Genomic DNA, 25683 nt, shown 5'->3' on the forward strand with positions numbered 1-25683 from the left:
CTGCGCGCGGGGGCGTTCGGGGTAAGTCACTGAGCGCCCGCTCACCCGACCATGCTACTTGCGGGTAACCAATGTGCACACCCCCTCCCGGAGGAGCGGCGAAGGTCACACTCGGGCCGCGGCGCCGGGGCCCCGCGCCCCCACCGATCGGACCCGTCCGGCCAACCCGTTCAGGTCACGTGCACCCGGCCCCCGGCCGCGATCGTGGCGCCGCCCCCGGACAGTCCCGATCCTGACCGGGCCGGAGCGTCCCCTCCGGCCCGGTCGACGGAGGATGCGAGCAATGGCCACCACCACGCCCACGGACCACGAGGTCCCGCACATCTCGACGGTCCCCGCCAACGCGGGACAGCACGTCAAGCTGCACGTACGGGAGTACGACGGGACCCCGTCCGGCCCCAATGCGCAGCGCAAGGTCGTCCTGATGCTGCACGGGCGCAGCGTCCCGTCCGCCGTGGCCTTCGACCTCCAGCACGACGGCGGCAAGTACAGCTGGGCGCAGCACCTGGCCAAGGCCGGATTCGACGTGTTCCTCATGGAACTCACGGGCTCCGGCCTGTCGCCGCGTCCGGAGATGGACAAGCCCTGCAACGCCAACCCGCAGCACCAGGGGATCCTCGACCCGAACCCCCTCACGTACACCTGCACCCCGCCCTACCCGCACGAGCTCGGCAACTCGGAGAGCGAGTGGGGAGAGGTCGACGCGGTCGTCGAGTACGTCAAGGCGAAGAAGGGCGTCACCAAGGTGGCCCTCGTCGGCCAGTCCGCCGCCGCCTTCGTGTTCGGGCCCTACGCGATCCAGCACCCGGGGAAGGTCGAGAGCCTGCTCCTCCTCGCGCCGATCTACCCGCCCGCCGGCCGGGCCAGCGAGCCGCCGAAGAGCTTCGGCGCACCGGTCGCGCCCTTCCCGGTGTCCACCCCGGCCTCCCTGTTCGGCTTCCCGATGAACCTGTCGAGCAGAACGGGTCTGGAAAGCGCTTGGGACAAGGAGGTGCGCTCCCCCAAGCAGCGGGCGGCGGGCATGGTCGACGCGGTGTGGAAGGAGCTCATGGCCGTCGACCCCGTCGGCAAGTCCTGGGGCGGCCCGACGGCCGGGGCGCCCGAGGGCGTGCTGCGGTTCCGCAACTCCTACTGGTGGGGCTGGAACCAGGACACCGTCCCGATCGACGGTGTGCTCGGCGACAAGGTGCCGGTGATGATCGTCTACGGCGAGCACGACGCGACGGCGAACTCACCCACCTTCTCGGTCCCGGCCTTCTACGACGCGGTCCCCGGAGTCCGCAAACTGATGTTCCGGGTGTCCTGCGCCGGCCACTCCATGGTCTGGGAGCGCCAGTCCAAGGTCCTGCACCGGCTGTCCGAACAGTGGCTCAAGCACGGCAAGGTCGACGACCTGGAGAAGGGCAGCTTCTACGTGGACGAGGACGGCGCCTACGCGGACACCCTCTAGCCGCACCCGCCCGAGGGGCCCCGCCCGCGATCGGCGAGCAGGAGCCCTTCCGGCGGCCGCAGATGGTCAACCCCGCTCGCACTCGGCATCGGCGCGGTCATGCCCACCACCCCTGCCACCCCTGCCGCGCCGGCGGGCAAACCCGAGGATTCTTCTACGACGGAAGGCCGACGGGGGCAACGCGTCCTGCACGGGCAACCCGGGCGGCGGTCGGTGAACGGCGAGAGCCCCCGGCACCGGGCCGGGGGCTCCTACGGGTGGGATCGGCTGCCGGTCCGCCGGTTCAGGCGGTCGCGGCCAGGGCCGTGACCAGCACCGGGGTCACCAGTTCGATCTGCCAGGGCCGGGCACCGTAGCCCGCCAGGGCCTCCGACACCGCGTCCGCGTGCAGCCGCTGCGGCGGCTCCCAGCACAGCCGACGGACCGTGTCCGGAGTGATCAGGTTCTCCTGCGGCAGGTTCAGCGCCTCCGCCAGCGCCGAGACGGCGGTACGGGCCGCCGAGAGCCGGGCCGCGGCCGCCGGGTCCTTGTCCACCCAGGAGCGCGGCGGCGGGGGACCGGCCGGGGTCGCCCCGGGCTGCGGCAGCTCGTTCTCGGGCAGGGCCTTCGCCCGGTCCACGGCCGCCATCCACTGGTCCAGCTGGCGCCGGCCCATCCGCTGCCCGTAGCCGGGCAGGGCGGACAGGGTGTGCACGTTGGCCGGCAGGGCGAGCGCGGCCTCGACGATCGCGGCGTCGCCCAGCACCTTGCCCGGCGACACGTCACGCCGCTGCGCGATCCGGTCCCGGGACTCCCACAGCTCCCGTACGACCGCCATCTGACGGCGCCGGCGCACCTTGTGCATGCCGGACGTGCGGCGCCACGGGTCCTTGCGCGGCGGGGCGGGCGGGGCGGAGGCGATGGCGTCGAACTCCTGGTGGGCCCATTCGAGCTTGCCCTGGCGGTCCAGTTCCTTCTCCAGTGCGTCCCGCAGGTCCACCAGCAGCTCCACGTCCAGGGCGGCGTAGCGCAGCCACGGCTCGGGGAGCGGGCGGGTGGACCAGTCGACGGCGGAGTGGCCCTTCTCCAGCGCGTAGCCGAGCACGCTCTCGACCATCGCGCCGAGTCCGACCCGGGGGAAGCCGGCGAGGCGGCCGGCCAGCTCGGTGTCGAACAGGGAGGTGGGCACCATGCCTATTTCCCGCAGGCACGGCAGGTCCTGGGTGGCGGCGTGCAGGATCCATTCGGTGCCGGACAGGGCCTCGCCCAGTGCGGAGAGGTCGGGGCAGCCCACCGGGTCGATCAGTGCGGACCCCGCACCCTCACGGCGCAGCTGCACCAGATAGGCGCGCTGGCCGTAGCGGTATCCGGAGGCCCGTTCGGCGTCGACGGCGACGGGCCCGGTGCCCGCGGCGAAGGCCGCGACCACTTCGGCGAGGGCGTCCGCGTCGGCGACCACCTGAGGAATCCCCTCGCGGGGCTCCAACAAGGGAGTCGGCAGCCCACCGGGCGGAACAACGACGTCGTCCGAGGGGCCGCCCCCGGTGGTGGTGCGCAGGTCTGCTGCGGGATCTTGGGCGTCGGTCACCGGTCAAGGGTATCCGTGTATACGACGCGCCCGTCGCCGGAACGTTCCGTCGACGGGCGCGAGCGGTATGCGGGGAGTTTTCCCGGGGTATTCCGGGGGTCTCCCGGCCGGTTCCCCGGCAGCGGCTTCCGAGGCGGATATCCGGGGGCCGCGGCCCCCGGTCAGTGGATGATCCCGGTGCGCAGCGCCACGGCGACCATGCCGGCGCGGTCACCGGTGCCCAGCTTGCGGGCGATCCGGGCGAGGTGGGACTTGACGGTCAGGGCGGACAGGCCCATCGAGACGCCGATGGCCTTGTTGGACTGGCCCTCCGCGACGAGGCGCAGGACCTCGACCTCGCGGCCGGAGAGCTCTCGGTAGCCGCCCGGGTGGCTCGGGGCACCCGGGGGGCGGCGGTGCATGCGGGCGGCGGCGGCGCCGATGGGGGCGGCGCCGGGCCGGGTGGGGAGCCCGATGTTGGTCCGCGTACCGGTGACGACGTAGCCCTTGACACCGCCCGCGAGGGCGTTGCGCACGGCGCCGATGTCGTCGGCGGCGGACAGGGCCAGGCCGTTGGGCCAGCCGGCGGCCCGGGTCTCGGAGAGCAGGGTGAGACCGGAGCCGTCGGGCAGGTGGACGTCGGCCACGCAGATGTCGCGCGGGCTGCCGACGCGGGGGCGGGCCTCCGCGATGGACGACGCCTCGATCACGTCACGTACTCCGAGGGCCCACAGATGGCGGGTCACGGTGGAACGGACGCGCGGGTCGGCCACGACGACCATGGCCGTCGGCTTGTTCGGGCGGTAGGCGACCAGGCTTGCGGGCTGCTCGAGAAGAACGGACACCTAGGCCTCCTGGGGGAGTGGCGGGACGGCCGGCTCGGGGAAGGAAGCCGGTGCGAACCGTGCGGATGGTCACCCACTCCTTCGGCACGTCACCCGCCCGGCTTTAGGGAATGATCACGATTTGGTGAGTAACAATTCGGGCAATTCGGACGCGCGATCGATCATCGGTTGATCAGAAGCCTGCAAGGGACGCCGTCTTTCGACAGTCCGCCCACTTCTTCGATCAGTCGTTCTGTGCCGCACCGATTCCGGGGGGCGTCCGGCCCTGCGGCTACGGGTGGTGCGGACCGCGACGCTGTGGCAGGGAGACCACGCCCGTCGCCGTGTCCGTCGGACCCACCGGCGGCAGCCCGGCGATCTGGCACAGCAGTTCGCACCACGCCGACAGGTGCGCCGAGGTGTCCGGCACCCCGCCCACGCCCTCGCGCGGTGTCCACGAGGCCCTGATCTCGATCTGCGTGGCCGGCCGCCGCTCCGCGAGCCCGCCGAAGTAGTGCGAGCCCGCCATGGTCACCGTGCCGCTCGCCTCCCCGTACGCCAGCCCGCGCGCCTCCAGCGCCCCCGTCAGCCAGGACCAGCAGACCTCGGGCAGCAGCGGGTCCGCGGCCATCTCCGGCTCCAGCTCCGCGCGCACCAGCGTCACCAGGCGGAAGGTGCCCTGCCAGGCGTCGTGCCCGGCCGGATCGTGGAGCAGGATGAGCCGGCCGTCGGCCAGGTCGTCCTCGCCGTCCACCACCGCGGCCTCCAGTGCGTAGGCGTGCGGCGCCAGTCTCTGGGGTGGTTTCGTGGGGTCGATCTCGATCCCCGGACGCAGCCGGGCCTTCTTCAAACCGTCGACCGCCCGCCGGAACGGGAGCGGGACGGAGCTCTCCTTCGCGCTGTCCGTACCCTCGGCGCCATCTGAAAATCGTCCCTGAGCCGCAGCCATGCGGGGAAGACTAGGCGGAACGAGCGCCCGCGCGCCGCAGGGACACCCTCGCCGGGTCGGACACTTCTTCGTACGTGCGAAGATTTGGGTCGTGAGCGCCAACACCCGCCCCACGGGCCAGCCGAGTCAGACGTACGATTCCGCCTTCCTGAAGGCGTGCCGGCGGGAGCCGGTGCCGCACACCCCGGTGTGGTTCATGCGGCAGGCAGGGCGCTCGCTCCCGGAGTACCGCAAGCTGCGCGAGGGCACGCAGATGCTGGAGTCCTGCATGCGGCCCGACCTGGTCACCGAGATCACGCTGCAGCCGGTGCGCCGCCACAAGGTGGACGCGGCGATCTTCTTCTCCGACATCGTGGTCCCGCTCAAGGCCATCGGCGTCGACCTGGACATCAAGCCGGGCATCGGCCCGGTCGTCGCCCAGCCGATCCGCCGCCGCGAGGACCTCGCACAGCTGCGCGACCTCACCCCGGAGGACGTCTCGTACGTCACCGAGGCGATCGGCATGCTCACGGGTGAACTGGGCTCCACGCCGTTGATCGGATTCGCGGGCGCGCCTTTCACCCTCGCGAGCTACCTGGTCGAGGGCGGTCCCTCGAAGAACCACGAGCACACCAAGGCCCTCATGTACGGGGACCCCCAGCTGTGGGCCGACCTCCTGGACCGCCTCGCGGAGATCACCTCCGCCTTCCTGAAGGTCCAGATCGAGGCCGGTGCCTCCGCCGTCCAGCTCTTCGACTCCTGGGTGGGCGCCCTCGCCCCGGCGGACTACCGCCGCTCGGTGATGCCCGCGTCCGCGAAGGTCCTGGAGTCCGTCGCCTCCTACGGAGTCCCGCGGATCCACTTCGGCGTGGGCACCGGCGAGCTCCTCGGCCTGATGGGCGAGGCCGGCGCGGACGTCATGGGCGTCGACTACCGGGTCTCGCTGGACGAGGCCGTGCGTCGGGTCGGCCCCGGCAAGGCGCTCCAGGGCAACCTGGACCCGGCCGTGCTCTTCTCCACCCCGGAGGCGGTCGAGGCCAAGACGGACGAGGTCCTCGCGGCCGCCGCCGGCCTGGAGGGCCACGTCTTCAACCTGGGCCACGGCGTCCTGCCGACGACCGACCCGGACGCGCTGACCCGCCTGGTGGACTACGTCCACACCAAGACGGCCCGCTGAGCGGAACCGCACCCGAGCAAGATCGAAACGTCGGTACCGTGCCCTGCATGACATGGCACGGACCGACGTTTCGCATATCCGACGGAGAACACATCGACGGGGCCTGGTGCCTCGTGTGGCGCAGGCACGACCTGGTGGACGAGTACGTCGTCGCGCACCTCTTCGTCTACGCGGACGGCAAGATCACCTACGGCGGCCACGACTCGACCGACCTGGCGGGGCTGGAGCGGCTGCTGGTCACGGGAAAGATCACCCTGGACCCGCCGGAGGCGCGCGAGCGGCGCGAGCGGCGTGAGCGGAGCGAGCGCCGCGACGGGCCGCCGAAGCGGTCCAGGTGGGAATCCCGGTACCCCGAGCCGCGGACCGACGAGGGGTTCGTCCTGGAGGTCGCCGACGAGATCTCCCGGCTGGCCGGGCGGCCGACCACGGCCGACCGGTGCCTGGACGCCGTCCGGGCCTACACGACGGAGCCGACCGCGGAGCGGCGCCTGCTGCTCCGGGACGCGTACCTGGCGGTCCCCGCCCACAGGCGGGTCTACCTCCTCGGCGACATGGACCGTCAGGACCGGCCGCTGCGGATGCTGTTGACCGACCTGGGCGAGGCGGTGGAAGGGGACGGTCCGGTGGCGACCGAGGACATGCACCGGGGCGCCCTCGCGTACCTCACCGAGCTCACCGAGTACGTCGAACGCGCGCAGGACGGCCGGGCCGTCCCGTACGCGGACGACCCGGAAGGCGCTCCCGTGCCCCCGGTCGTCCTCGACGAGGCCGTGTACCCCCGGGGCTGGCCGGCGGAGCCCGGCCGCTTCGTGCTGCGCAACGACTACGACGCCCCCTTCACGTACGCGGGCCGGAGCTACCCCACCGTGTTCCACGCCTACTGGGCCCTGTCGGCCGCAGGCCCCGCCGACCACGACCGGATCCTCGGGGCCGCCACCGCCCGCGAGGCCCGGGAACTGGGTGGCGGGGCCGCTCGCCGGGCCGGCTGGCCCGGCGAGCGGCTCGCCGTCATGGCCGCCCTGCTGCGGGCGAAGTTCGATCAGCACCCCCGTCTCGCCGAGGTCCTGCTCGCCACGGGCGAGGCCGCGATCGTCTACACCGGCATCTCCGAGGCGCCGTTCTGGCGCGACGAGGGCCCCCGCGGCGGTCGGAACTGGACGGGCCGCCTCCTGGAGCTGGTCCGCTCGGAACTGCGCCGCGCGCAGAGCGGTCAGACCCCCGCCGAGCGCACCGCCGCGACCGCCTTGCGGGCCGCGACCAGGATCGGGTCCCAGACCGGGGAGAACGGCGGGGCGTAGCCCAGGTCCAGGGACACCATCCGGTCCACCGTCATCCCCGCCGTGAGGGCGACCGCCGCGATGTCCACCCGCTTCGCCGCGCCCGCGCCGCCGACGATCTGGACCCCGAGGAGGCGGCCCGTACGGCGCTCCGCCAGCATCTTCACCGTCATCTCCGCCGCGCCCGGGTAGTAGCCCGCCGTGTTGGTGGAGGTGATGGTGGCCGTCACGAACCGCAGACCGGCCTCCAGCGCGTCGCGCTCGCGCAGCCCCGTACGGGCGATCTCCAGGTCGCAGACCTTGCTGACGGCCGTCCCCACCACCCCGGGGAAGGTCGCGTAGCCACCGCCCACGCCCGAGCCGATGACCTGGCCGTGCTTGTTGGCGTGCGTGCCCAGCGGGATGTGCCGGGTGCGGCCCGCGACCAGGTCCAGGACCTCCACGCAGTCGCCGCCCGACCAGATGTTCTCGTGGCCCCGGACCCGCATCGAGAGGTCCGTGAGGATGCCGCCCGACGGGCCGAGCGGGAGGCCGGCCGCGCGGGCGAGCGCGGTGCGGGGCTCCACGCCGATGCCGAGCACGACCACGTCCGCCCCGTACTCCTCGCCCGCCGAGGTGGCCACCGCCCGGACCCGTCCCTCCTCGTCGGTGAGGATCTTGGTCACCTCGGCACGGGAGACCGTACGGATCCCCATCCGGTTCATCGCGCCGTGCACCAGGCCGCCCATGTCCGGATCCAGCGTGGCCATCGGCTGCTCGCCCCGGTGCAGGACGGTGACCTCGTACCCCCGCGCCACCAGGGCCTCCGCCATCTCCACGCCGATGTAGCCCGCGCCCACCACGACCGCCCTGCGGCCCCCGGTGCGCCGCAGGGTGTCCATCAGTCGCTGGCCGTCGTCCAGGCTCTGGATCCCGTGGACGCCGTGCGCGCCGATGCCGGGGAGCCGGGGGCGCACAGGGCGGGCGCCCGTCGCCAGGACCAACTTGTCGTAGCCCGTCCAGGATTCGGATCCGGTGTCCAGATCGCGGGCGCGGACCCGGGAGCCGGCGAGGTCGAGCTCCACGACCTCCGTGCGGATGCGCAGATCGATGTCCCGGGCCCGGTGCTCCTCCGGCGTACGGGCGATCAGGTCGTCGCGCTCGGCGACCTGACCGCCGACCCAGTACGGGATCCCGCACGCCGAATAGGAGGTGAAGTGCCCGCGCTCGAACGCGACGATCTCCAGTTCCGCCGCGCTCCTGAGCCTGCGGGCCTGTGACGCGGCGGACATCCCCGCCGCGTCACCGCCCACCACCACCAGTCGTTCCGTCGCCATCGTCCGTACCGCCCCTTCACCACCGTCGGATGGTGAACACGCTACGGCCGAACGCGCGTTCAGTCCTGTACGTCGGCCTCGGCGTCCGGAGCCGTCCGGGCCGCCGGTACCGTCGCCCGCCACGGCGCCGGGGCCGTCTTCGCCGGCGCCGGACGCCACCGCCGGTACAGCCGGACCAGCAGCAGCACCACCACGGCCGTCAGTGCGAACGGGAGCACCGCGCCCACCGCCACCGTCAGGTAGCGCACGACCTTGGTGAAGACGTCCCAGCCCCCGCCCAGGGCCCCCAGGAAGGTGGGCTCCTTCTTCTTCTCCTTCTTCTCGGCCTCCGGCTTCGCGGCCGGCTCCGAGACCTCCAGCGTGATCGTGCCCAGCGAGGTCTGGTCCTTCAGCGCCGTCTGCTGCGCCAGCAGCGACTCCAGGTCGGACTGGCGGCGCGACAGCTCGCTCTCCAGCATCACCACCTCGCTCAGCGCCGAGGCCTTGCCCATCATTTCCCGCACCCGCGCCACGCTGGCCTGCTGCGAGGCCACGCGGCTGCCGATGTCGGCGACCTTCTCCGTGACGTCCTGCGCGTCGACCTTGCGGTGCAGGAGCTTCCCGCTGCCCTCCATGGCGCCGAGCACGGCGTCGTAGCGCTCGCCCGGCACCCGCAGCGTCAGCGTCGAGGTCATCCGGCCGTCCTCGCCGCGCTTGGTGGACTCGTTGCCGACGTAGCCGCCCGCTTCGTCGGCTGCCGTGCGGGCCGCGGCGAGCGTCTTTTGGACGTCCGCCGTCTCGATGCCGAGCGTCGCGGTCCGGATCACGTTCGGCCGGACCACGGCCGGCGGCCCGGCGTTCTTGTTCGCGGAGGAGCCCGCGGCGCCCGCGGACCCGGCCGGCGCCGGCGCCGGGGCCGCCGCGGCGCCCTCCGGGGCCTTGCCGTCGGCGGCGGGCGCCACCGCCGCCTTGTCGTTCGCGGAACCCTGGCCGCTCGCGCCGCAGCCGGTGAGCGCGAGCGCCCCGGCCAGTGCGAGGGCGGCCAGGGCCGCCGCGGAACGGTGTCTGTCGAAGCTGCGCATCGCTGTAAACCCCCGAGGATCGGCTGGTGTTGCCGGTTCGACGTCCAGAGTCCCGTCGCGGGTTTCGCATCCACGGTCCCGGGGTGATCCCGATGAGGTCACGGTCCGGCCTCGGAGATCGGTCTGAGACGATGTGTCCATGCACGAAGCGGACATGCGTACGGATCGGCCGGGCTCCTCGCCCCGGTCCACCGGCTCCCAGCGCCACGCCGTCGTCATCGGCGGCGGCATCGCGGGCCTCGCGGCGGCCCACCGGCTGCTCGCCGAAGGCGTCCGCGTCACCCTGCTGGAGGCCGGACCCCGGCTCGGCGGCAAGCTCCACGCCGGTGAAGTCGCCGGGGCCAGCGTCGACCTCGGCGCCGAATCCATGCTCGCCCGCCGCCCCGAAGCCGTGGCCCTGGCCGAGGCCGTGGGCCTCGGCGACGCCGTGCAGGCGCCCGCCACCGCCACCGCCCACCTGTGGACCCGCGGCGCGCTGCGGCCGATGCCGCGCGGCCACGTCATGGGCGTCCCCGGCGACCTGGGACCGCTCGCCGCCTCCGGGGTGCTCTCCGCCGAGGGACTGGCCCGCATCGAGGCCGAGCGGACGCTCCCGCCCACCGAGATCGGCGACGACGTCGCCGTCGGCGCGTACGTCGCGGCCCGCCTCGGCCGCGAGGTCGTCGACCGGCTGGTGGAACCGCTGCTCGGCGGGGTCTACGCGGGCGACGCCTACCGCATCTCCATGCGCGCCGCCGTCCCCCAGCTCTTCGAGGTCGCCCGCACGCACGCCCTCCTGGGCGACGGCGTACGGGAACTCCAGCGCCGGGCGGAGGCCGCGCCCCAGCAGGCCGGTCCGGTCTTCGCCGGCATCGCCGGCGGCATCGGACGGCTCCCGATCGCCGTGGCCGAGGCCTGCCGCGCCGCGGGGGCCCGGCTCGTCACCGACGCCCCCGTCCGCGAGGTCGCCCGTACGGCCGGGGGCTGGCGGGTGGTGGCCGGTACCGAGGTCATCGAGGCCGACGCCGTGATCCTCGCCACCCCGGCCGGCGCCGCCGCACGGCTGCTTGACGGGCTCGCCCCGGCCGCCGCGACCGAGCTGCGCGGGGTCGAGTACGCCTCGATGGCCCTGATCACGATGGCCTTCCGCCGCTCCGACCTGCCGGCGGCCGTCTCCGACGGCGGCGCCAGCGGATTCCTCGTACCCCCGGTCGACGGCCGGACCATCAAGGCCTCCACCTTCTCCAGCAACAAGTGGGCCTGGGCCGGGACGGATCCCGACCTCTTCCTGTTGCGCACCTCGGTCGGCCGCTACGCCGACGAGAGCGACCTGCAGCGCGAGGACGGCGAGCTCGTCGACGTCTCCCTGGCCGACCTCGGCGAGGCCGTGGGCCTCGCGGCCCGGCCGGTCGCCTCCACCGTCACCCGGTGGGACGGCGGACTGCCCCAGTACCCGGTCGGCCACCTCGACCGGGTCGCCCGGATCCGCACCGCCGTCGCGGCCCTGCCGGGCCTCGCCGTGTGCGGCGCGGTCTACGACGGAGTCGGCATTCCGGCCTGTATCGCGAGCGCCGGCAAGGCCGCGGACGCGGTGATCGCCGCGCTCGGTGCGCGTACGGCACCCCTGGCACCGACCACTGATCAGCGCACGGGACAATAGGCACATGACTGCACCAGAGAAGATTCCCAACGCGGGGAAGAAGGCGAAGGACCTCAACGAGGTCATCCGCTACACCCTGTGGTCCGTCTTCAAGCTGAAGGACGTTCTTCCGGAGGACCGCACCGGCTACGCCGACGAGGTCCAGGAGCTCTTCGACCAGCTGGGCGCCAAGGACATCACCGTCCGCGGCACCTACGACGTCTCCGGCCTGCGCGCCGACGCCGACGTCATGATCTGGTGGCACGCCGAGACGGCGGACGAGCTGCAGACCGCCTACAACCTGTTCCGTCGCACCAAGCTGGGCCGCGCCCTGGAGCCGGTGTGGTCGAACATGGCCCTGCACCGCCCGGCCGAGTTCAACAAGTCGCACATCCCGGCCTTCCTGGCCGACGAGGTCGCGCGCGAGTACGTCAGCGTGTACCCCTTCGTGCGCAGTTACGACTGGTACCTGCTGCCGGACGAAGACCGCCGCCGCATGCTCGCCGACCACGGCAAGATGGCCCGCGGCTACCCGGACGTGCGCGCCAACACCGTCGCCTCCTTCTCGCTGGGCGACTACGAGTGGATGCTGGCCTTCGAGGCGGACGAGCTGTACCGCATCGTGGACCTGATGCGTCACCTGCGTGCCTCCGAGGCCCGCATGCACGTCCGTGAAGAGGTGCCCTTCTACACCGGGCGCCGCAAGTCCGTCGCCGATCTGGTGGCCGGGCTCGCCTGATACCTCCCCTGGGGGGAAGGACCGGAGGACGACCACACCGTCAGGTGAGTTCCTCCGGTGGATCGGGAGGCTGGTCCGAAAGACGGCCCCTGCCCCCGAAACGACGCAGCCGGAGATCCCGCCCGGAAGTTCAGACGACTGGCGGCAGCAGTGCCCTGTGGGCGCTCGCTGCCCGGTCGTCCAGCGACACCGGTGCGGGCTCCGGATGCGGCGCACATGTGACCCGCCACCCCGGGGTGGCGCCCGTCAGCAGATACCGCTCCACGTGACGGTCCACACAGCCGTTGCGTCCGCCGACCGCTCCGTGGGAGCCGGCCCCCCTCTCCGTCACCAGGGAAGCCCCGGCGCCGAGCCGCCGCTGGAGTTCCAGCGCGCCCGCGTACGGGGCCGCCCCGTCCCGCTCCGCCGCGACCACCAGGGTCCGGGGCAGCTGCTCCGGCTGGGCCCCGACCGCCACCGGCCGCTGCCGCTCGCGCACCGGCCAGGAGGCGCACGGAAGGTTCAGGAAGGCATCGGTCCAGGTCTCGAACGGGCCCTGCGCGCCAGCTCGGTGTTGTCGCGGTCCCAGCTCTCCCGGTCCGCGGGCCAAGGGGCGTCGTTGCACAGCACCGCCGTGGAGACCGCCGTCGCGATCCGGCGCGGCCCTTCGACCGTGGCCCGGGCCGCCGCGCGGCGGGCGGCGAGGGCGGCGCCGGCCGCGCGGCGTGGGCCGGGACGCACAGGAGGAGGGAGAACGCCGCCAGGGCGGCCGCTCAGCCTGCGAGTCCCGTCCGCATGGCGGCCCCTCCCTTTCATCCGATGAACCGATGAGAGGCGCGGGTGGTCGCCTTGTAAAGGATCACCGGCCGGTGTCGCCGCCGATGGCCCCGTTGCCGCGGATTGCGTCCCCGGTCGCAGTGCGCCCGCCGGTCAGGAGCTGCTGCCGCAGCTGGAGCTGGACGAACTGCCGCAGCTCGACGAACTGCCGCAACTGGAGCTGCTGCTGGAACAGCTGGAACTGCTGCTCGCACAGCCGGAACCACCACTGGAGCAGCTGGAGCCGCTGCCCGAGGAGCCACAACTGCTGCCCGAGGAGCCGCAGCCCGAACCGCCGCCACAGCTCGAACCACCGCCACCGCCCCCGTCGCTCCCGGCGCACCAGACGATCGGCAGCACCTCGGCCCCCGACCCGTGCGAGGAGCCGCCCGTGCCGTGGAAGCGCGTGCGCGACTGGGCCGCGGCCAGCCGGGTACCGCGTACGGCGGGCACCAACTGCCGGCGCAGGTGCGGGTCCCGCAGACCGCGCAGCCCGAACAGTGCGGTCTGCACGTGCGGGGTCCGGTCGTTCAGGTGGGCGGAGCGGATCGCGCGCAGCGCCCGCGCCCCGGCCCCGGTGACCCGGCTCTTGGCCCGGGACGCGCAGACCAGGCCCACGACGATGCCGCCCACCAGGACGACCACCACCTTCGCGATGAACGGAACCCCGGAGCCGGAATCGAGGGCGAGCGAGACGACGGTCAGCACCAGCGACACCGGGAACAGCAGCAGCGCGCACACGACGGCCTGGATCAGCCCCCAGCGACGCAGGCGGCGCAGCCCGGATCCGGGCGGGGTGATCAGCCCGCGGTCGGCCAGCCCGTCCCCGATCTCCTGGACGGCCGGGTCGCACATGGCGGCGTAGCGCACCTGGTAGAGCCATCCCGAGGGCGCCCCCTGGTGGGCCTGGAGGACGGCCCGCTCGGCGGTGTCGGTGGCCCGCGCCCCGGGACGTACCTGGACGATGCCCGGACCGCCGGCCACCAGCCGGCCGTCGCCGAGCATCGAGACGAGTGCGGCGTCCACGACGGTGCCGGGGCCGCCCACCACGAAGGCGGCCTCGGACAGGTCGTGCAGGGCGGGCGACGGTCCCGCGGACGAGGACCGGGACCTGCGGAGCCCGGCCAGCAGGAGGACGGAGGAGAGGATGACGGCGATCCAGATCGCCACGGCGAGGAAGTTCATGCCGCTCTCCCCGCCAGCGTCCGGGCCCAGCGCACGATCCGGCGGGGCGGCCTGGCCCCGGCCCGGTCCCGCCACCAGGTGGTGAGCCGGCGCCGGGCGGCCGGATCGGCCGGCAGGTCCCGGATCAGCAGGTCCTCGGCGAAGTCCAACGCGTCCCGACGGTACCCGGAGGTCATCGGGCGGCTCTTGGCGTAGGAGAGGAAGGCGGCGCGGTACGGGTCCGGGCCGCCCAGGATCACGGGCAGCTCGGGAGCCAGCTTCGCCACCACGTCGGCCCGTTTGGCGGCCAGCGCCCGGGCCTGCACCCGGATGCGCCGGCGGTCGAAGCCCTCGGGTACGGGGGTCCCGGCCACCAGCGCCGACAGCAGCGCGGCCTGACCGAGCGCCACTCGGGTGCGGACCGACTCCGCGACCGGGCCCGGGTGGGTGCCCTGTTCGGTGCCGGGTTCGGTGCCCGGTTCGGTGCCCGGTTCGGTGCCGGGGGCGGTGCCCGCCGGGCCGGACCCGGCGGTGGCCGCCTCCACGGGCGCGGCCGGTCCGGCCGTCACCACGGCCCGGATCGCGGCCAGCTCGCCCGCCAGCTCGGCCTCCGGCGGGAAGTCGTCGTCCCGCTCCAGCAGGACGCCCGCCGGTTCCACCCGGGAGCGCAGCTCGGCCAGCAGGTCGAGCACCACCGGCGGGACCGGATGCGCATGGGTGTCGTGCCAGACGCCGCCCCGCTCGATGCCGCCCGCCACGTGTACGTACGCCAGCGCCTCCAGCGGGATCGCGTCCAGCACGGCGGCCGGGTCCTCGCCCCGGTTGACCCGGTTGGTGTGCAGGTTGGCCACGTCGATGAGGAGCCGGACCCCGGTCCGCTCGACCAGCTCGGTGAGGAACTGCCCTTCCGTCAGCTCCTCGCCCGGCCACGAGAACAGCGCGGCGATGTTCTCCAGCGCCAGCGGGACCGGCAGGGCGTCCTGCGCGATCCGCACGTTCTCGCACAGCACGTCCAGCGCGTCGCGGGTGCGGGGCACCGGCAGCAGGTGCCCCGCCTCCAGCACCGGCGAGGAGGTCCGTACGAAGGCGATGTGCTCGGTGACGAGCGGCGCCCCCAGCGCCACCGCCCGCTCACCGAGGGCCGCCAGCTTCGCCGGATCGGGGCGGTCCGCGCCGCCGAGGCCGAGCGAGACCCCGTGCGGCACGACGCGCGTGCCCCGCTCGCGCAGCCGCAGCAGGGATTCGGGCAGGTGGCCGGGGCATACGTTCTCGGCCACCACCTCGACCCAGTCCAGGCCGGAAAGCCGCTCGACGGCGTCCGCGATCTCCGGCCGCCAGCCGATGCCCACCCCCAGGTGTGCCATGGGTTTCATGTCCCCTCGCCCCCTCTCGTCGCACCGTGTGCGGATGTCATGGCCCCGACGGAGTCGCGCCAATCGCAGGAGGGGACGTTCAGAGGAACATTTGAGGTTCCCGCCGGCCCGGAAGCGCGTCAGAGCCGGACCGTCAGAGCCGGACGGTCAACACCGGACGGTCAACACCGGACGGTCAGAGCCGGGCCCGCAGCGCCGGGTGGTCGGCGACCACCGTCGCGCTGCCCGGCGCGATCTCGGTGAACCCGGCGTCCCGGACCACCGGCAGCCCGCTGCCGCTCAGCTCGGCCCACCGCTCGCGCGGGGCCGTCCGTACCGCCAGCCGGAAACCGGAATCCTGCCAGGCGGTCCGCTCCGCCCTCGTCAGCTCCCACCACGCCAGCTGCGCCGCGTGCCCGGCCTGGGCCATGGCCTTGCCGGCCGACATGTCGAGGCCGGGGTTGAGCCACAGCACCGGCAGCCCCGGCTCCACGGTCGCGGCGACCGGCTCCGGATCGTCCAGATCCGTGCCCGACACCTGGAGCTTGGCCAGTACCTTGGGCCAGCCGTCGAGGGGCACCGGCGGGAAGACCCGTACCTGCGCGCCGTCCCCGTGCACCGTGACGCCCGGCAGGGTCTCCGCCTTGCGCCACTCCGCCCCGCGCGCCCGCCGGACCACCTTGCGGATCCGGGCGTCCTGCCAGTCGCGGACGGCCTCGGCCCACTCGCCCTCGCCGTGCGCCCGCTCGTCGGTGAGCAGGACCAGCACGGCACGGGCCGCCGTCTCCAGGGCGTCCGTCCGGGCGGGCGGCTCCGCCTTCTCGATCCGCACCACCAGCGGCAGCACGAACTGCGGTGCCTCGTCGCGCAGTACGTGCTCCTGCCGGAAGGGGCTGTCCGCCCCGACCGCGGGGACGTCGGAGATGTCGTGGGTGTGCTGGCTGCTCATCCTGCCAAGGATGCCAGCCTCCGCCTTCAGGATGATGCCCCGGGTGGTCGACCCGGGTGAGGATCGATGCCATGAAGAGTGATCTTTTCGCGTCCGAGAACCTGGCCCGGGCCGCCGTCGTCCCCGGCATGACCCTGCAGAACGCCAAGTCCGTGAAGTACGACGTCAACGGCGAAATGCTGGCCCGCCAGGGCTCGATGATCGCCTTCCGCGGCAACCTCCAGTTCGAGCGCAAGGGACAGGGCATAGGCGGCATGCTCAAGCGCGCCGTGACGGGCGAGGGCCTCGCGCTCATGTCCGTACGCGGTCAGGGCGAGGCCTGGTTCGCCCACCGGGCCGACAACTGCTTCATCATCGAATTCGAGCCGGGTGACGCCCTCACCATCAACGGCCGCAACGTGCTCTGCTTCGACCCGACCCTGTCCTACGAGATCAAGATGGTGAAGGGCGCCGGCATGACCGGCGGTGGCCTCTTCAACAGCCTCTTCACCGGCACCGGCAAGCTCGCCGTCGTCTGCGACGGCCACCCGATCATCATCCCGGTCACCGCCCAGGCCCCGGTCTACGTGGACACGGACGCGGTGGTCGGCTGGAGCGCCCAGCTGGAGACCGGACTGCACCGCTCCCAGTCGGTCGGCTCGATGATCCGCGGCGGCTCCGGCGAGGCCGTCCAGCTGAAGCTGAGCGGCGAGGGCTTCGTCATCGTCCGCCCCAGCGAGGTCACCGAGACGGCGGCCGCGCACTGAACCTGACCGATGTGGGCCGCCGCTACGGACGGCGCCGCCCCTGGGTGCTGCGCGGGATCACGCTGGAACTCCCGCGCGGCGCCCTCGTCCGCGTCGAAGGCGGCAACGGCGGCGGCAAGTCCACCCTGCTGCGGCTCGTCGCCGGGATCGAGGCCCCGACCGAGGGGCGCGTCACCGGTCGCCCGCCCCGCACCGGCTACGTGCCCGAACGCTTCCCGGCGGCGCTGCCGCTCACGGCCGCCGACTACCTGACCCGGCTGGGCCGGGTGCACGGGCTGCCGCGCGCCGAGGCGGCCCGCCGGGCGGCCGACCGGCTGGAGCGGTTCGGCGCCGCCGCGTACGCCCGCACCCCGATGGCCGAACTGTCCAAGGGCAGCAGCCAGAAGGTCGCCGTCGCGCAGGCCCTGCTCGCCGAACCGGGGCTGCTCGTCCTCGACGAGGCGTGGACCGGCCTGGACGGCTCCGCCCGGACGGAGCTGGACCGGGCCGTCGCCGAACGCACCGCCGCCGGAGGCACGGTGGTGTTCGTCGACCACGACCCGCGGCGGCTCGCGGGCGCGGCCGACGCCCACTACCGGGTCGAGGGCGGGGCACTCGTACCGGTGTCCGCGCCGGCCGGGCCCCGCGTACGGATCCACGCGGTCGGCCCGCCCGGCCGAGCGCTGCCCCCGGACCTCGCCGCCTCGCCGGCAGCCGGCGGGGGAGTGCAGCTCACCGTGGAAGCCGCACGCTCCGACGCGGTCCTGCGCGACCTGCTCACCGCCCGGCCGCCCTGGCACATCCGCGCCGTGGAGGAACTCCCGTGACCGCCCTGCTCCGTTACCAGAGCGCCCTGCTGCTGCGCTCCCAGCGCTGGCTGGCGCCCCTCCTCGCCTACGCCGCCTTCGTGGCCGTCGGCATCCGGCCGGGCGACCCGGTACTGGACTCCCTCGGCTTCGCCGCCGCCGGCCTGGTCCCGGCCACCGCCTGGCTCGTCCGGATCTGCGTGACCGTCGAACCGGACGCGGCCCGCGACTGCACGGCCGCCGCGGCCGGTCCCGTACGGGTCCACGCGGCGGCCCTGCTCACCGCGTCGGCCGGTGCGCTGCTCGCCGGAGCCGCGGCGGCCGCCGTCGCCCTGCTGACCGGCGACCGGGCCGGCGCCGACCCCGGCGCGGCCGCCCTCGCCGGAGCCCTCGCGGTGGCGGCCTGCGCACTGACCGGCACGGCCGTGGGCGCCCTGTGCAGCAGGCCGTTGCTCCGGCGCCGGGGCCACGCGGTCCTGGCCGGGACCCTCGGCTCCCTGCTCGCCCTGGTCCTCGCGGTCTCCCCGGCCCGCGGCGCGGTGTCCGCCCTGGTCACGGCGGGCCGCTCGGGGCCGGCGCCGCTGCCGCTCACGGCCCTGGCCGGCGCCCTGCTCCTGGCCGCCGGAGCGGGCACGACGGCCAGCTTGGCCGCGGCACGACGCCGCTAGTCGCTTCGCCCGTACGGGCCCGGGTGCCTTCCCACCCGCCGGAAGGCACCCCGTTCAGTCCCGGTCGGAGCGGGAGGGTCCCGTCGGCCCATCACGGTGACGGTCGTCGGGGCTGCGCTGTAGTTGGCCGCGGCGTCGCTGTTCCTGAGCGGCACGCAGCGTCTGGACGCGGTGCTCTTCCGCTTTCCGGAGTGCAGACGCGTCGCCCTTCTCGTAGAGGGTGGTGAGTGTCGCGAGCTCCTTGGCGATGTCGTCCAGCTTGTCCTCCACCCTGCGCAGGGGACTGCGGGCGATCAGCGTCTCGGCGTACGTGCCGAAGTCGACCACGTGCTCGCTGTCTTCCACCGGGCCGTACGGCCCTTCGCACCGGACGGTGAAGGTGTAGGCCGTCGGAAGGTCGGTGTTCTGGAAGCGCTCCTGCTCGTCGAGAAGGAATTCAAGTCGTCGTCGTGGCGGAAGCAGGGGAAACGTCCGGGAGAACGCCCGAGCGAGCAGCTCCGTCAGGTCCTCGCCCCATCCGGATTCCAGCGGGGGATCGACCTCGATCCGTACGTTGCGGGCGATCGTGGAGCCGATGTTCTCGACGACGATCACGAGGGTGCCCGACGCGTCCGGCTGGATGTCGACGACGACGTAGGGCTCGTTCTGTTCACGACGGACCGCCTCGGCATGCTCCAGCTGCTGCCGTGCGACCCGAACCTGCTCGTGAGCCGCCACCACCTGGCTGCTCGCGTGCCTGGCCTGCCTCATGCTGATGCCGGCTGCTGCCACGGCCACCGCCCCGGAACAGGCGGCGATCCAATCTCCTACGTCCATGGCGGGAACCTAGCGCGAGGTCCTGCACCTGAGCCGCGGGGGTCGACCCAGGACCCGCTGGAACCTCGTCATGGAGGGGACGCGGCCACGGCCAGCCGCTCCCCTCTTCCTGCCGTGTGGACGGAGGTACCGCGCTCACCGGGCTCCTCCCCGGCGGCGCGACCTTCGGGGCGGCCGTCGGATTTCTGCACGGGATCACCGACCAGCCCTTTTCACCGCACGTTCGCGGGGGAGGAGGCGCCGGGGGCGAGGAGGGTGGGGTCGCCCGTGCCGTCCGCGCGGGTGGACCAGATGTCGCTCGTGCGGCCGTCCCGGCCCGGCAGGGCGTAGGCCACGGTCGTGTCGTCCAGCCAGGCGGCCTGGTCGTCGACGCCGTGCCGTTCGGCCAGCGGGTGTTCGCGCATCGTCGTCAGGTCGAGGACGTACAGCCGCCAGGGGGCCCGGGGGTCGTCGGAGACCTTCTTCTTGAAGGCGATGCGGGCGCCGTCCGGTGACAGCGAGGGGCATTCGACGTTCTCCCGCAGTGCCTTCGCCGACCAGGCGCGCAGGTCGCCCTCGACGAGGTGGGTGGCGCCCCGGGTGGAGACGGTGGCGTAGAAGCGGTTGTCGTCGGCGGCGAAGGTCACGCCCCAGTAGTTGACGTCCGAGTCGTGGTGGCGGGCCCCGTCGAGGGTCAGCGGGATCTGCTCGATCGACTTGATCAGGTAGCCGGTGCGCAGGTCCAGGATCGCCGTCCGGGTGGAGAACGCGGCGGTGTTGTAGGAGTCGCCGGTCGTGAAGGTGGTCCAGGACAGCACCTGGCCCGAGGGCGAGACGCGGGCCCGGTTCGGGATGCCGGGCACGGTCACCTTGCGGACCTCCCGCAGGCGCCGGTCGAGTACGAGGGCCTCCGTGCGGGCCGGGACCCCGGGCAGCCCCCGCAGGCACAGGGCGTGGTCCCCGGCGGTGTGGAAGCGGTCGCAGGACGGGCCGCCGGTCACCCGCGGCAGGCCCGGACCGACCTGGCGCGCGATCCGCCCGCCGGCCGTGTCCCGGAAGTAGAGGCCCGGCTCCGAGGTGTCGAAGGAGGCGTCGGCCTGCTGTGCGGACGGCCGTTCGCGGTGCCGTGCGTGCAGGACGTAGCCCAGCGAGCCGCCCGCCAGCAGCAGGACCGCGGTGACGACGAGGGCGAGGCGCAGCCGGCGGGACGGGGGGTTCACGGGGCCTCCGGGGCGGCGGTCGGGGCGGTCGGGGCCGTCGGGGGAACGGCGGGCAGGATGCGCGAGGCGGCCGCGAGCGCTCCGGCCAGCGCGAGGGCCGCGGCCCAGAGGGCGGGCCGCTGCCCCCAGAGGGTCCACGCCGCTCCGAATCCGGCGGCGCCCAGCAGCCGGGCCAGCGCCTGGCCGGTCTGCAGCACCGCGAGCCCGCCGGCCCGCCCGGCCTCGGGCAGCGCGGGAGCGGCGAGCGCCATCAGGACCCCGTCGGTGGCCGCGTAGAAGAGGCCCAGCAGGGCGAGCACACCCACGACGGTCGGCGGGGAGACGGGGGCCAGGAGCAGGGCGTACGCGCCGAGCAGGGCGCAGTGCCCGAGCAGGAAGGCCGTCCGGCGCCCGGTCCGGTCGGCGGTGCGGTCGGCGAGCCGGCCCACGGGGACGGCGAGCAGCAGGTAGACGGCGGCGGCCCCGAGCGGCAGCAGCGTGAACAGGGCGGGCGGCAGGTCGAGTCCGCGCAGGAGCAGCAGGTAGAGGAAGGCGTCGCCGATGGTGGTGGCGCCGAGCAGGGCCGAGGCGCAGAGCACGCGGCGGAACACGGGGTCGCGCAGGACCGACCGGCGGGGCGGCCGGGTCCTGGCCGGGGGCGCGGACGTCGGCCCGGCAGCCGGCCCGGGCGCGGCCGGGACGTACACGACGAGCAGCAGCACACCGAGCAGGCCGGTGCAGAAACTGACGGCGAACACCGCGTCGTAGGCATCGGCGGTCGCCCCGAGCACGGCGAACGCGGCGAGCGGCCCGAGCAGGGCGCCCGTGGTGTCCATGGCGCGGTGCACGCCGAAGGACCGGCCGAGGCTCTCCGGGGGCCCGCTGAGCGAGATGAGGGCGTCGCGCGGGGCGGTACGGATGCCCTTGCCCAGCCGGTCGGCGGCGAGCGCGGCGGCGATCGCGCCCGTGGCGCCCCCGGCGAGGAGCAGCCCGAGTCGGGAGAGCGCGGAGAGCAGGTAGCCGGCGCCGGCGACCCGCTTGTGGTGGCCGCGGCGGTCGGCGAGCCGCCCGCCGAGCAGTCGCACGAGGGCGGTGGCCCCGTGGAACATGCCGTCGAGGAAGCCGAACTGGAGGGGAGTCAGGCCGAGGCCCAGGACGAGGTAGAGCGGCAGCACCGCCGTGACCATCTCGGAGGAGATGTCGGTGACGAGGCTGACCGCGCCGAGCGCGAGGACGGCGGCGGGGACGCGCCGCCGGGCCCCCTGGGGGCGGGGCGGCGCGTCCGGGCGGCCGTTGGCGGCCAGGTACATCAGTGGCAGCTGTACTTCGGGCTCGTGTCCTTGACCTGGCCGTCGGTGGTCACGTAGGTCCACCCGTAGCCGGAGTCGGTGAAGTCCAGCTTCACCACGCCGTACGGTCCGCTGATCCGCTTCTGGCTGTTGGGCTGGACCTCCTCGATCGGGTAGGGACCGGCGCCGCCCGTCCCGCCGACGATCTCCACGATCCCGTCGGCGGTGGCCCGGCCCTCGGGGTCCTGCGGGGCGAACCGCTCGTAGTGGTGGTCGTGTCCGCCCAGGACCAGGTCGGCCCGGGCGGCGTAGAGGATCTTCCAGACGGGCTTGGAGACGGGGTCGTTGCCGTGTCCGCCGGAGGAGTACAGCGGGTGGTGCCAATAGGCGGCGACGCACGGCTTGGTGGTGGCGGCGAGGTCGGCCTTCAGCCAGTTGAGCTGGGCGGCCTGGTCGAAGGAGTTGGAGTCGAGGGCGACGAAGTGCCAGTTGCCCTCGTCGAAGCTGTAGTAGCTCTTGCCCTGCGGGTAGGCGATGCTGCCGAAGTACGACTTGTACCCGGCGAGCGGGCCGGCCGGGTCGTACGTCTCGTGGTTGCCCGGGACCGGGCGGGTCTTGGCCTTGAAGGCGCCCCAACTCCTGTCGTAGTAGGCGCGGTAGTCGGAGAGCCGGGCGTCGTCGTACTGGTTGTCGCCCATCGTCAGGTAGAACTTCGGGTCGATCCGCTGGGCGAGCGCGGCGGTCTTCGGGTGCGCGCAGCCGCTGTCGGAGGCCGTGCACTGCGCGGCGATGTCACCGGCGGCGACGACCGTGAAGGAGCCGCCCGGCGGCGGCCCGTCCCCGACGGTGCCGTACACCTCGGCCTCGAAGAGCGAGTAGCCGTACGAGGTGCCGCGCGCGGTGCCCTGGACGCGCAGGTAGCGGCCCTTGCCGGACAGGCCGGTCCAGTCGTCGACGCCGCCGTTGCCGGCGCTCTCGCTGGCGAGCGCGGTCCAGGCGGCGCCGTCGGCGGAGACCTCGACGCGGTACGCCTTGGCGTAGGCCGCCTCCCAGGTGAGCCGCACCCGCGAGACGGTGGCCCCGGCCCCGAGGTCGACCCGGATCCACTGCGGGTCCTTGCCCTCGGCGCTGGCCCAGCGGGTGGCCGGGTCTGCGTCGAAGGCGTTCTTCGCGCCCAGCGAGGAGGACTCGGTGGAGGAGGCGGTGGCGGGCTTCCCGCGGGATATGAGGGGGTCGGCGGCGGCCCCGGCCCGTCCGGGCCAGGCGAGGAGGAGCCCGCCGACGAGGGTGAGTGCGGCGAAGCCGGTGAGGGTGGTGAGGAGGAGGGTGCGAAGTCTGCCGCGTAACAGAGGGGGGTGAGCGGAGGCGTTCAGGCGGTTCAGGCGCATACCTGGAACTCCCTGCCTTGAGGGGCGGCGAGAGCTGGACACTGGGGCGGGGCGCCGCACCCGCCCACGGGGCGGGCAGGGGGCGGCGCCACGGCGGCCGGGTCAGAGCTCTCGCTGAGCGCGTCATGCCCGTGGGGATGGGCACCGCGCCAAGCCGCCGCCCGGGACACTAACAGGAAGGAAAGTTTCCTACCAGTACTCCGGACGGAGGCAGTTGCCCGTAAGCCGTCCGCCGGTAGGCTCGTCCACATGAACCGGTCGGACGAGCCCCCGTCGCAGGAGCCCCCGTCGTACTGCCCCGCACCGGCTGCACCGGCCGGCCGGGTGGCGGGACCGCCGTACGCGGACTGCCTGGAGTGCGCAAAGCCCACCGAGTACGGGGTCGCCACCCCGGGTGTGGTGCTCTGCCCCGTGTGCGAGTGGCAGGAGGCCCAGCGCACCGCCTGTTCCGGCTAGGAACCGCCGGGCCCGCGCTACGTGCCGATCAGCTCGGAGACCTTCACGAAGCGGTAGCCGCGCTTGCGCAGTTCGGGGACGATCCGCTGGATGGCCTCCTCGGTGACCGGGGCGGCGCTGCGCGTGCAGTGCATGACCACCACCGAGCCGGGCTTCACGCCGCTGAGCACCTGCTCGGCCACGGCGCCCGGGTCCTTGGAGAAGGCGTCCCCGCTGACCACGTCCCACTGGACGGCCGTGACCTTGGCCGTGGACAGGGTCCGCAGCGCCTGGTCGTCGTAGCAACCGCCGGGGAAGCGGAAGTACGGGACGGTGTTGAGCGCGCCCGCCTGCCGGAAGGCGGCGAAGGCCCGGTCCACGTCGGCCCGGGCGGCCGCGGCGTCGAGCGCGGGCAGCCCGTAGCAGGGGGACTTGAAGGCGTGGTGGCTGTACGAGTGGTTCGCGATCTCGAAGTTCGGGTCGGTGCCGATCGACTTGGCCTGGTCCGGGTACTCCTCGGCCCAGCGGCCCGTCATGAAGATGGTCGAGGGCACCTTGAGGGTGCGCAGGGTCGAGATCAGCGCGGGATTGTCGAAGCGTTCCCCGTCCGCGGCGCGCGGCCCCTGGTCGGAGGTCATGTCGGCGTCGAAGGTCAGCGCCACGGTCTTGTCCGTCTGCTGCTTCGCCCGTTCGAAGACGGGGGTCAGGCCGTTCGGACCCGGAGCCATGGTCGGGGGCTTGGCGGGCGCACCGGCCTGCGGGGACGCGGCGGGCGATCCGGAGGCGGAGGTGGCGGCGGAGGCCGAAGCCGGGGCCGAGGCGGCGGGGGTGCCCATACGGGCCTCGCGGCCGGCGTCCGGCGCGCCGGCGCCGCCCCCGCATCCCGCGAGGGCGGCGCCGAGCACCGCCGTGGCAGCTGCGGCAGCTACTTTTCGTACGGAATTGGTCACGCACGCAAACTATATGACTAACTGATCAGAAGAATGAACGACAGGCGGTCGGCGGGAACTCACCCCGCCAGCAGCCTCCTGCGGCACTCCTCGACGTCGAAGTCCCCCTTCGGGTACTGCGGATCGAGATCCTCCAGATGCTCCCGCAGCAGCGTGCTGATGGCCCAGTTGCGGTACCACTTGCGGTCCGCGGGCACCACGTACCAGGGCGCCGCATCGGTGGAGCAGCGCTCCAGCGCCACCTCGTACGCCTCCTGGTACGCGGCCCACGCGCCGCGCTCCTCGATGTCGCCCACGTTGAACTTCCAGTGCTTGTCCGGGTCGTCCAGCCGCGCCAGGAGCCGGGCCCGCTGCTCCTCGTAGCCGATGTGGAGGAAGACCTTCACCACGGTCACGCCGTCGTCGACGAGGGCCTTCTCGAACCGGTTGATCTGGGCGTACCGGGCGCGGAGCCGGTTGCGCGGCACCAGCTCGCGGACCCGGGCGATCAGCACGTCCTCGTAGTGGGAACGGTCGAAGATGCCGATCTCACCCGGCCGGGGGAGCTCCTGCTTGATGCGCCAGAGGAAGGGGTGGCCCAGCTCCTCCGGGGTGGGCGCCTTGAAGGCCTTGATCCGGCAGCCGGAGGGGTTGAACAGGCCGATCACGTGCTTGAGGGTGCCGCCCTTGCCGCTGGTGTCCATGCCCTGGAGGACGAGGAGCACCCGGCGGCGGTCACCGGCGGTGCTCGCCGCGTAGAGCCGCTCCTGGAGGGAGCCGAGCGGCTGCGCCAGCAGGGCGGTGGCGGCCGCCCCGGCCGCCTTGGACGCGGGGCCGCCGGGGGTCGCGGAGGGGTCGAGGTGGCCGAGGTCCGGCCGTTCGCCCGGGGGCACGCGCAGCAACTCCCGCAGCGGCCGGGCCCCGGAGCCGTCGGCCCCGGAGCGCTCGCCGGGCTTCCCGGGCTTGCCGGGCTTGCCGTGGTTACCGGTCTTCGCCGGCTCGGCCGCCCGTTCCGGCTTCGGGGCCTTCTCCCGCTCCTCGGACTTCCCCGGCTTCCCCGACTTCCCCGCCTTCTCGGGCTGTGCGGACCTCGCGTCCTTCGCGTCCTTGGCGGCCTTCCCCCGCTTCTCCTGCTGCTTCTCGGACTTCGCCGCTTTCCGCTTCTCGTTCTGCTTCCCGGCCATCGCTGACCACCCCAATCCCGTCGGTTCCGTACGATCTTCCAGCAGCCCGAACGGGAACGCGAGGCCGGT

23 protein-coding genes and 1 pseudogene are annotated in these 25683 nt (G+C 73.6%); 9 read left to right on the forward strand and 15 right to left on the reverse strand.

Annotated features, from left to right (window positions below):
* Positions 1 to 283 precede the first annotated feature (283 nt).
* On the forward strand, positions 284 to 1450 hold the full coding sequence (locus tag OG594_RS33105; RefSeq protein WP_266606061.1) for an alpha/beta fold hydrolase: 1167 nt from the start codon (positions 284 to 286) through the stop codon (positions 1448 to 1450).
* A gap of 283 nt (positions 1451 to 1733) precedes the next feature.
* Here the strand turns inward: OG594_RS33105 and OG594_RS33110 are convergent, their stop codons facing one another.
* The 3 genes from OG594_RS33110 to OG594_RS33120 all read right to left on the reverse strand — a co-directional run bounded on the left by OG594_RS33110 (position 1734) and on the right by OG594_RS33120 (position 4769).
* Positions 1734 to 3017 carry a ribonuclease D gene (locus OG594_RS33110; RefSeq protein WP_266606062.1) on the reverse strand — a complete coding sequence of 428 codons (1284 nt, stop codon included), beginning with the start codon at positions 3015 to 3017 and terminating at the stop codon, positions 1734 to 1736.
* A 161-nt stretch (positions 3018 to 3178) separates the two neighbouring features.
* Entirely contained in the window at positions 3179 to 3841 is a 663-nt protein-coding gene (locus tag OG594_RS33115) for a response regulator transcription factor (RefSeq protein ID WP_007267191.1), read from the reverse strand.
* Between the two features lie 271 nt (positions 3842 to 4112).
* Positions 4113 to 4769, reverse strand: a complete 657-nt coding sequence (locus OG594_RS33120) for a DUF3000 domain-containing protein (protein WP_266606063.1) — start codon at positions 4767 to 4769, stop codon at positions 4113 to 4115.
* A gap of 91 nt (positions 4770 to 4860) precedes the next feature.
* Here OG594_RS33120 and hemE point away from each other — a divergent pair, with 91 nt between their 5' ends.
* Together hemE and OG594_RS33130 are read left to right on the forward strand one after the other, a co-directional pair.
* A complete protein-coding gene (gene hemE, locus OG594_RS33125; protein WP_266606064.1) occupies positions 4861 to 5925 on the forward strand; it encodes a uroporphyrinogen decarboxylase in 1065 nt (354 codons plus the stop codon).
* A 47-nt stretch (positions 5926 to 5972) separates the two neighbouring features.
* Positions 5973 to 7223, forward strand: a complete 1251-nt coding sequence (locus OG594_RS33130; RefSeq protein ID WP_266606065.1) for an NADAR family protein — start codon at positions 5973 to 5975, stop codon at positions 7221 to 7223.
* On the opposite strand, the gene OG594_RS33135 is transcribed toward OG594_RS33130, so the two are convergent.
* Both OG594_RS33135 and OG594_RS33140 read right to left on the reverse strand, forming a co-directional pair.
* Positions 7136 to 8518, reverse strand: coding sequence for an FAD-dependent oxidoreductase (locus OG594_RS33135; protein ID WP_266606066.1), 1383 nt, complete (start codon positions 8516 to 8518; stop codon positions 7136 to 7138). The genes OG594_RS33130 and OG594_RS33135 overlap by 88 nt on opposite strands.
* Positions 8519 to 8577: 59 nt before the next feature.
* Entirely contained in the window at positions 8578 to 9579 is a 1002-nt protein-coding gene (locus OG594_RS33140; protein WP_266606067.1) for a DUF4349 domain-containing protein, read from the reverse strand.
* A gap of 154 nt (positions 9580 to 9733) precedes the next feature.
* On the opposite strand from OG594_RS33140, the gene hemG reads away from it, so the two are divergent.
* Together hemG and hemQ are read left to right on the forward strand one after the other, a co-directional pair.
* Positions 9734 to 11218, forward strand: a complete 1485-nt coding sequence (hemG, locus tag OG594_RS33145) for a protoporphyrinogen oxidase (protein ID WP_266606674.1) — start codon at positions 9734 to 9736, stop codon at positions 11216 to 11218.
* A gap of 4 nt (positions 11219 to 11222) precedes the next feature.
* On the forward strand, positions 11223 to 11936 hold the full coding sequence (gene hemQ / locus OG594_RS33150) for a hydrogen peroxide-dependent heme synthase (protein WP_266606068.1): 714 nt from the start codon (positions 11223 to 11225) through the stop codon (positions 11934 to 11936).
* Between the two features lie 130 nt (positions 11937 to 12066).
* Here the strand turns inward: hemQ and OG594_RS33155 are convergent.
* The 4 genes and pseudogenes from OG594_RS33155 to OG594_RS33170 all read right to left on the reverse strand — a co-directional run.
* Positions 12067 to 12566: pseudogene (locus OG594_RS33155) on the reverse strand (alpha/beta hydrolase); the annotation flags it as partial.
* A gap of 279 nt (positions 12567 to 12845) precedes the next feature.
* A complete protein-coding gene (locus OG594_RS33160) occupies positions 12846 to 13916 on the reverse strand; it encodes a TIGR04222 domain-containing membrane protein (protein WP_266606069.1) in 1071 nt (356 codons plus the stop codon).
* Positions 13913 to 15268 carry a DUF692 domain-containing protein gene (locus tag OG594_RS33165; RefSeq protein ID WP_266606070.1) on the reverse strand — a complete coding sequence of 452 codons (1356 nt, stop codon included), beginning with the start codon at positions 15266 to 15268 and terminating at the stop codon, positions 13913 to 13915. Before OG594_RS33165 ends, OG594_RS33160 begins: the two co-directional genes overlap by 4 nt.
* Positions 15269 to 15443: 175 nt before the next feature.
* A complete protein-coding gene (locus OG594_RS33170) occupies positions 15444 to 16196 on the reverse strand; it encodes an aminoacyl-tRNA hydrolase (protein WP_266606071.1) in 753 nt (250 codons plus the stop codon).
* A 71-nt stretch (positions 16197 to 16267) separates the two neighbouring features.
* On the opposite strand from OG594_RS33170, the gene OG594_RS33175 reads away from it, so the two are divergent.
* Genes OG594_RS33175 through OG594_RS33185 form a run of 3 tightly spaced genes read left to right on the forward strand, consistent with a single transcriptional unit; the run spans position 16268 to position 18395 of the window.
* Entirely contained in the window at positions 16268 to 16942 is a 675-nt protein-coding gene (locus OG594_RS33175; protein WP_266606072.1) for an AIM24 family protein, read from the forward strand.
* Positions 16939 to 17748, forward strand: coding sequence for an ATP-binding cassette domain-containing protein (locus OG594_RS33180; RefSeq protein ID WP_266606675.1), 810 nt, complete (start codon positions 16939 to 16941; stop codon positions 17746 to 17748). Before OG594_RS33175 ends, OG594_RS33180 begins: the two co-directional genes overlap by 4 nt.
* Entirely contained in the window at positions 17745 to 18395 is a 651-nt protein-coding gene (locus tag OG594_RS33185; protein WP_266606073.1) for an ABC transporter, read from the forward strand. The genes OG594_RS33180 and OG594_RS33185 overlap by 4 nt, the downstream gene beginning before the upstream one ends.
* A gap of 54 nt (positions 18396 to 18449) precedes the next feature.
* On the opposite strand, the gene OG594_RS33190 is transcribed toward OG594_RS33185, so the two are convergent.
* The 4 genes from OG594_RS33190 to OG594_RS33205 all read right to left on the reverse strand — a co-directional run bounded on the left by OG594_RS33190 (position 18450) and on the right by OG594_RS33205 (position 23066).
* Complete coding sequence (locus tag OG594_RS33190) at positions 18450 to 19211, reverse strand: hypothetical protein (RefSeq protein WP_266606074.1); 762 nt, start codon at positions 19209 to 19211, stop codon at positions 18450 to 18452.
* A 212-nt stretch (positions 19212 to 19423) separates the two neighbouring features.
* Positions 19424 to 20410, reverse strand: a complete 987-nt coding sequence (locus OG594_RS33195) for a hypothetical protein (protein ID WP_266606075.1) — start codon at positions 20408 to 20410, stop codon at positions 19424 to 19426.
* Positions 20407 to 21699 (reverse strand): MFS transporter, encoded by a 1293-nt coding sequence (locus tag OG594_RS33200; protein ID WP_266606076.1) that lies wholly within the window; start codon positions 21697 to 21699, stop codon positions 20407 to 20409. Before OG594_RS33200 ends, OG594_RS33195 begins: the two co-directional genes overlap by 4 nt.
* A complete protein-coding gene (locus OG594_RS33205; RefSeq protein WP_266606077.1) occupies positions 21699 to 23066 on the reverse strand; it encodes a discoidin domain-containing protein in 1368 nt (455 codons plus the stop codon). Before OG594_RS33205 ends, OG594_RS33200 begins: the two co-directional genes overlap by 1 nt.
* Positions 23067 to 23315: 249 nt before the next feature.
* Between OG594_RS33205 and OG594_RS33210 the strand changes: the two genes are divergently transcribed.
* Entirely contained in the window at positions 23316 to 23522 is a 207-nt protein-coding gene (locus tag OG594_RS33210; protein WP_266606078.1) for a hypothetical protein, read from the forward strand.
* A gap of 17 nt (positions 23523 to 23539) precedes the next feature.
* On the opposite strand, the gene OG594_RS33215 is transcribed toward OG594_RS33210, so the two are convergent.
* The gene (locus OG594_RS33215) at positions 23540 to 24451 is read right to left on the reverse strand and encodes a polysaccharide deacetylase family protein (protein WP_266606079.1); all 912 of its coding nucleotides are present in this window, start codon (positions 24449 to 24451) and stop codon (positions 23540 to 23542) included.
* A 59-nt stretch (positions 24452 to 24510) separates the two neighbouring features.
* Positions 24511 to 25614 (reverse strand): PPK2 family polyphosphate kinase, encoded by a 1104-nt coding sequence (locus tag OG594_RS33220; protein ID WP_323185365.1) that lies wholly within the window; start codon positions 25612 to 25614, stop codon positions 24511 to 24513.
* Between the last annotated feature and the right edge of the window lie 69 nt (positions 25615 to 25683).

The sequence above is a fragment of the Streptomyces sp. NBC_01214 genome (assembly GCF_026340975.1).
Taxonomy (GTDB): domain Bacteria; phylum Actinomycetota; class Actinomycetes; order Streptomycetales; family Streptomycetaceae; genus Streptomyces.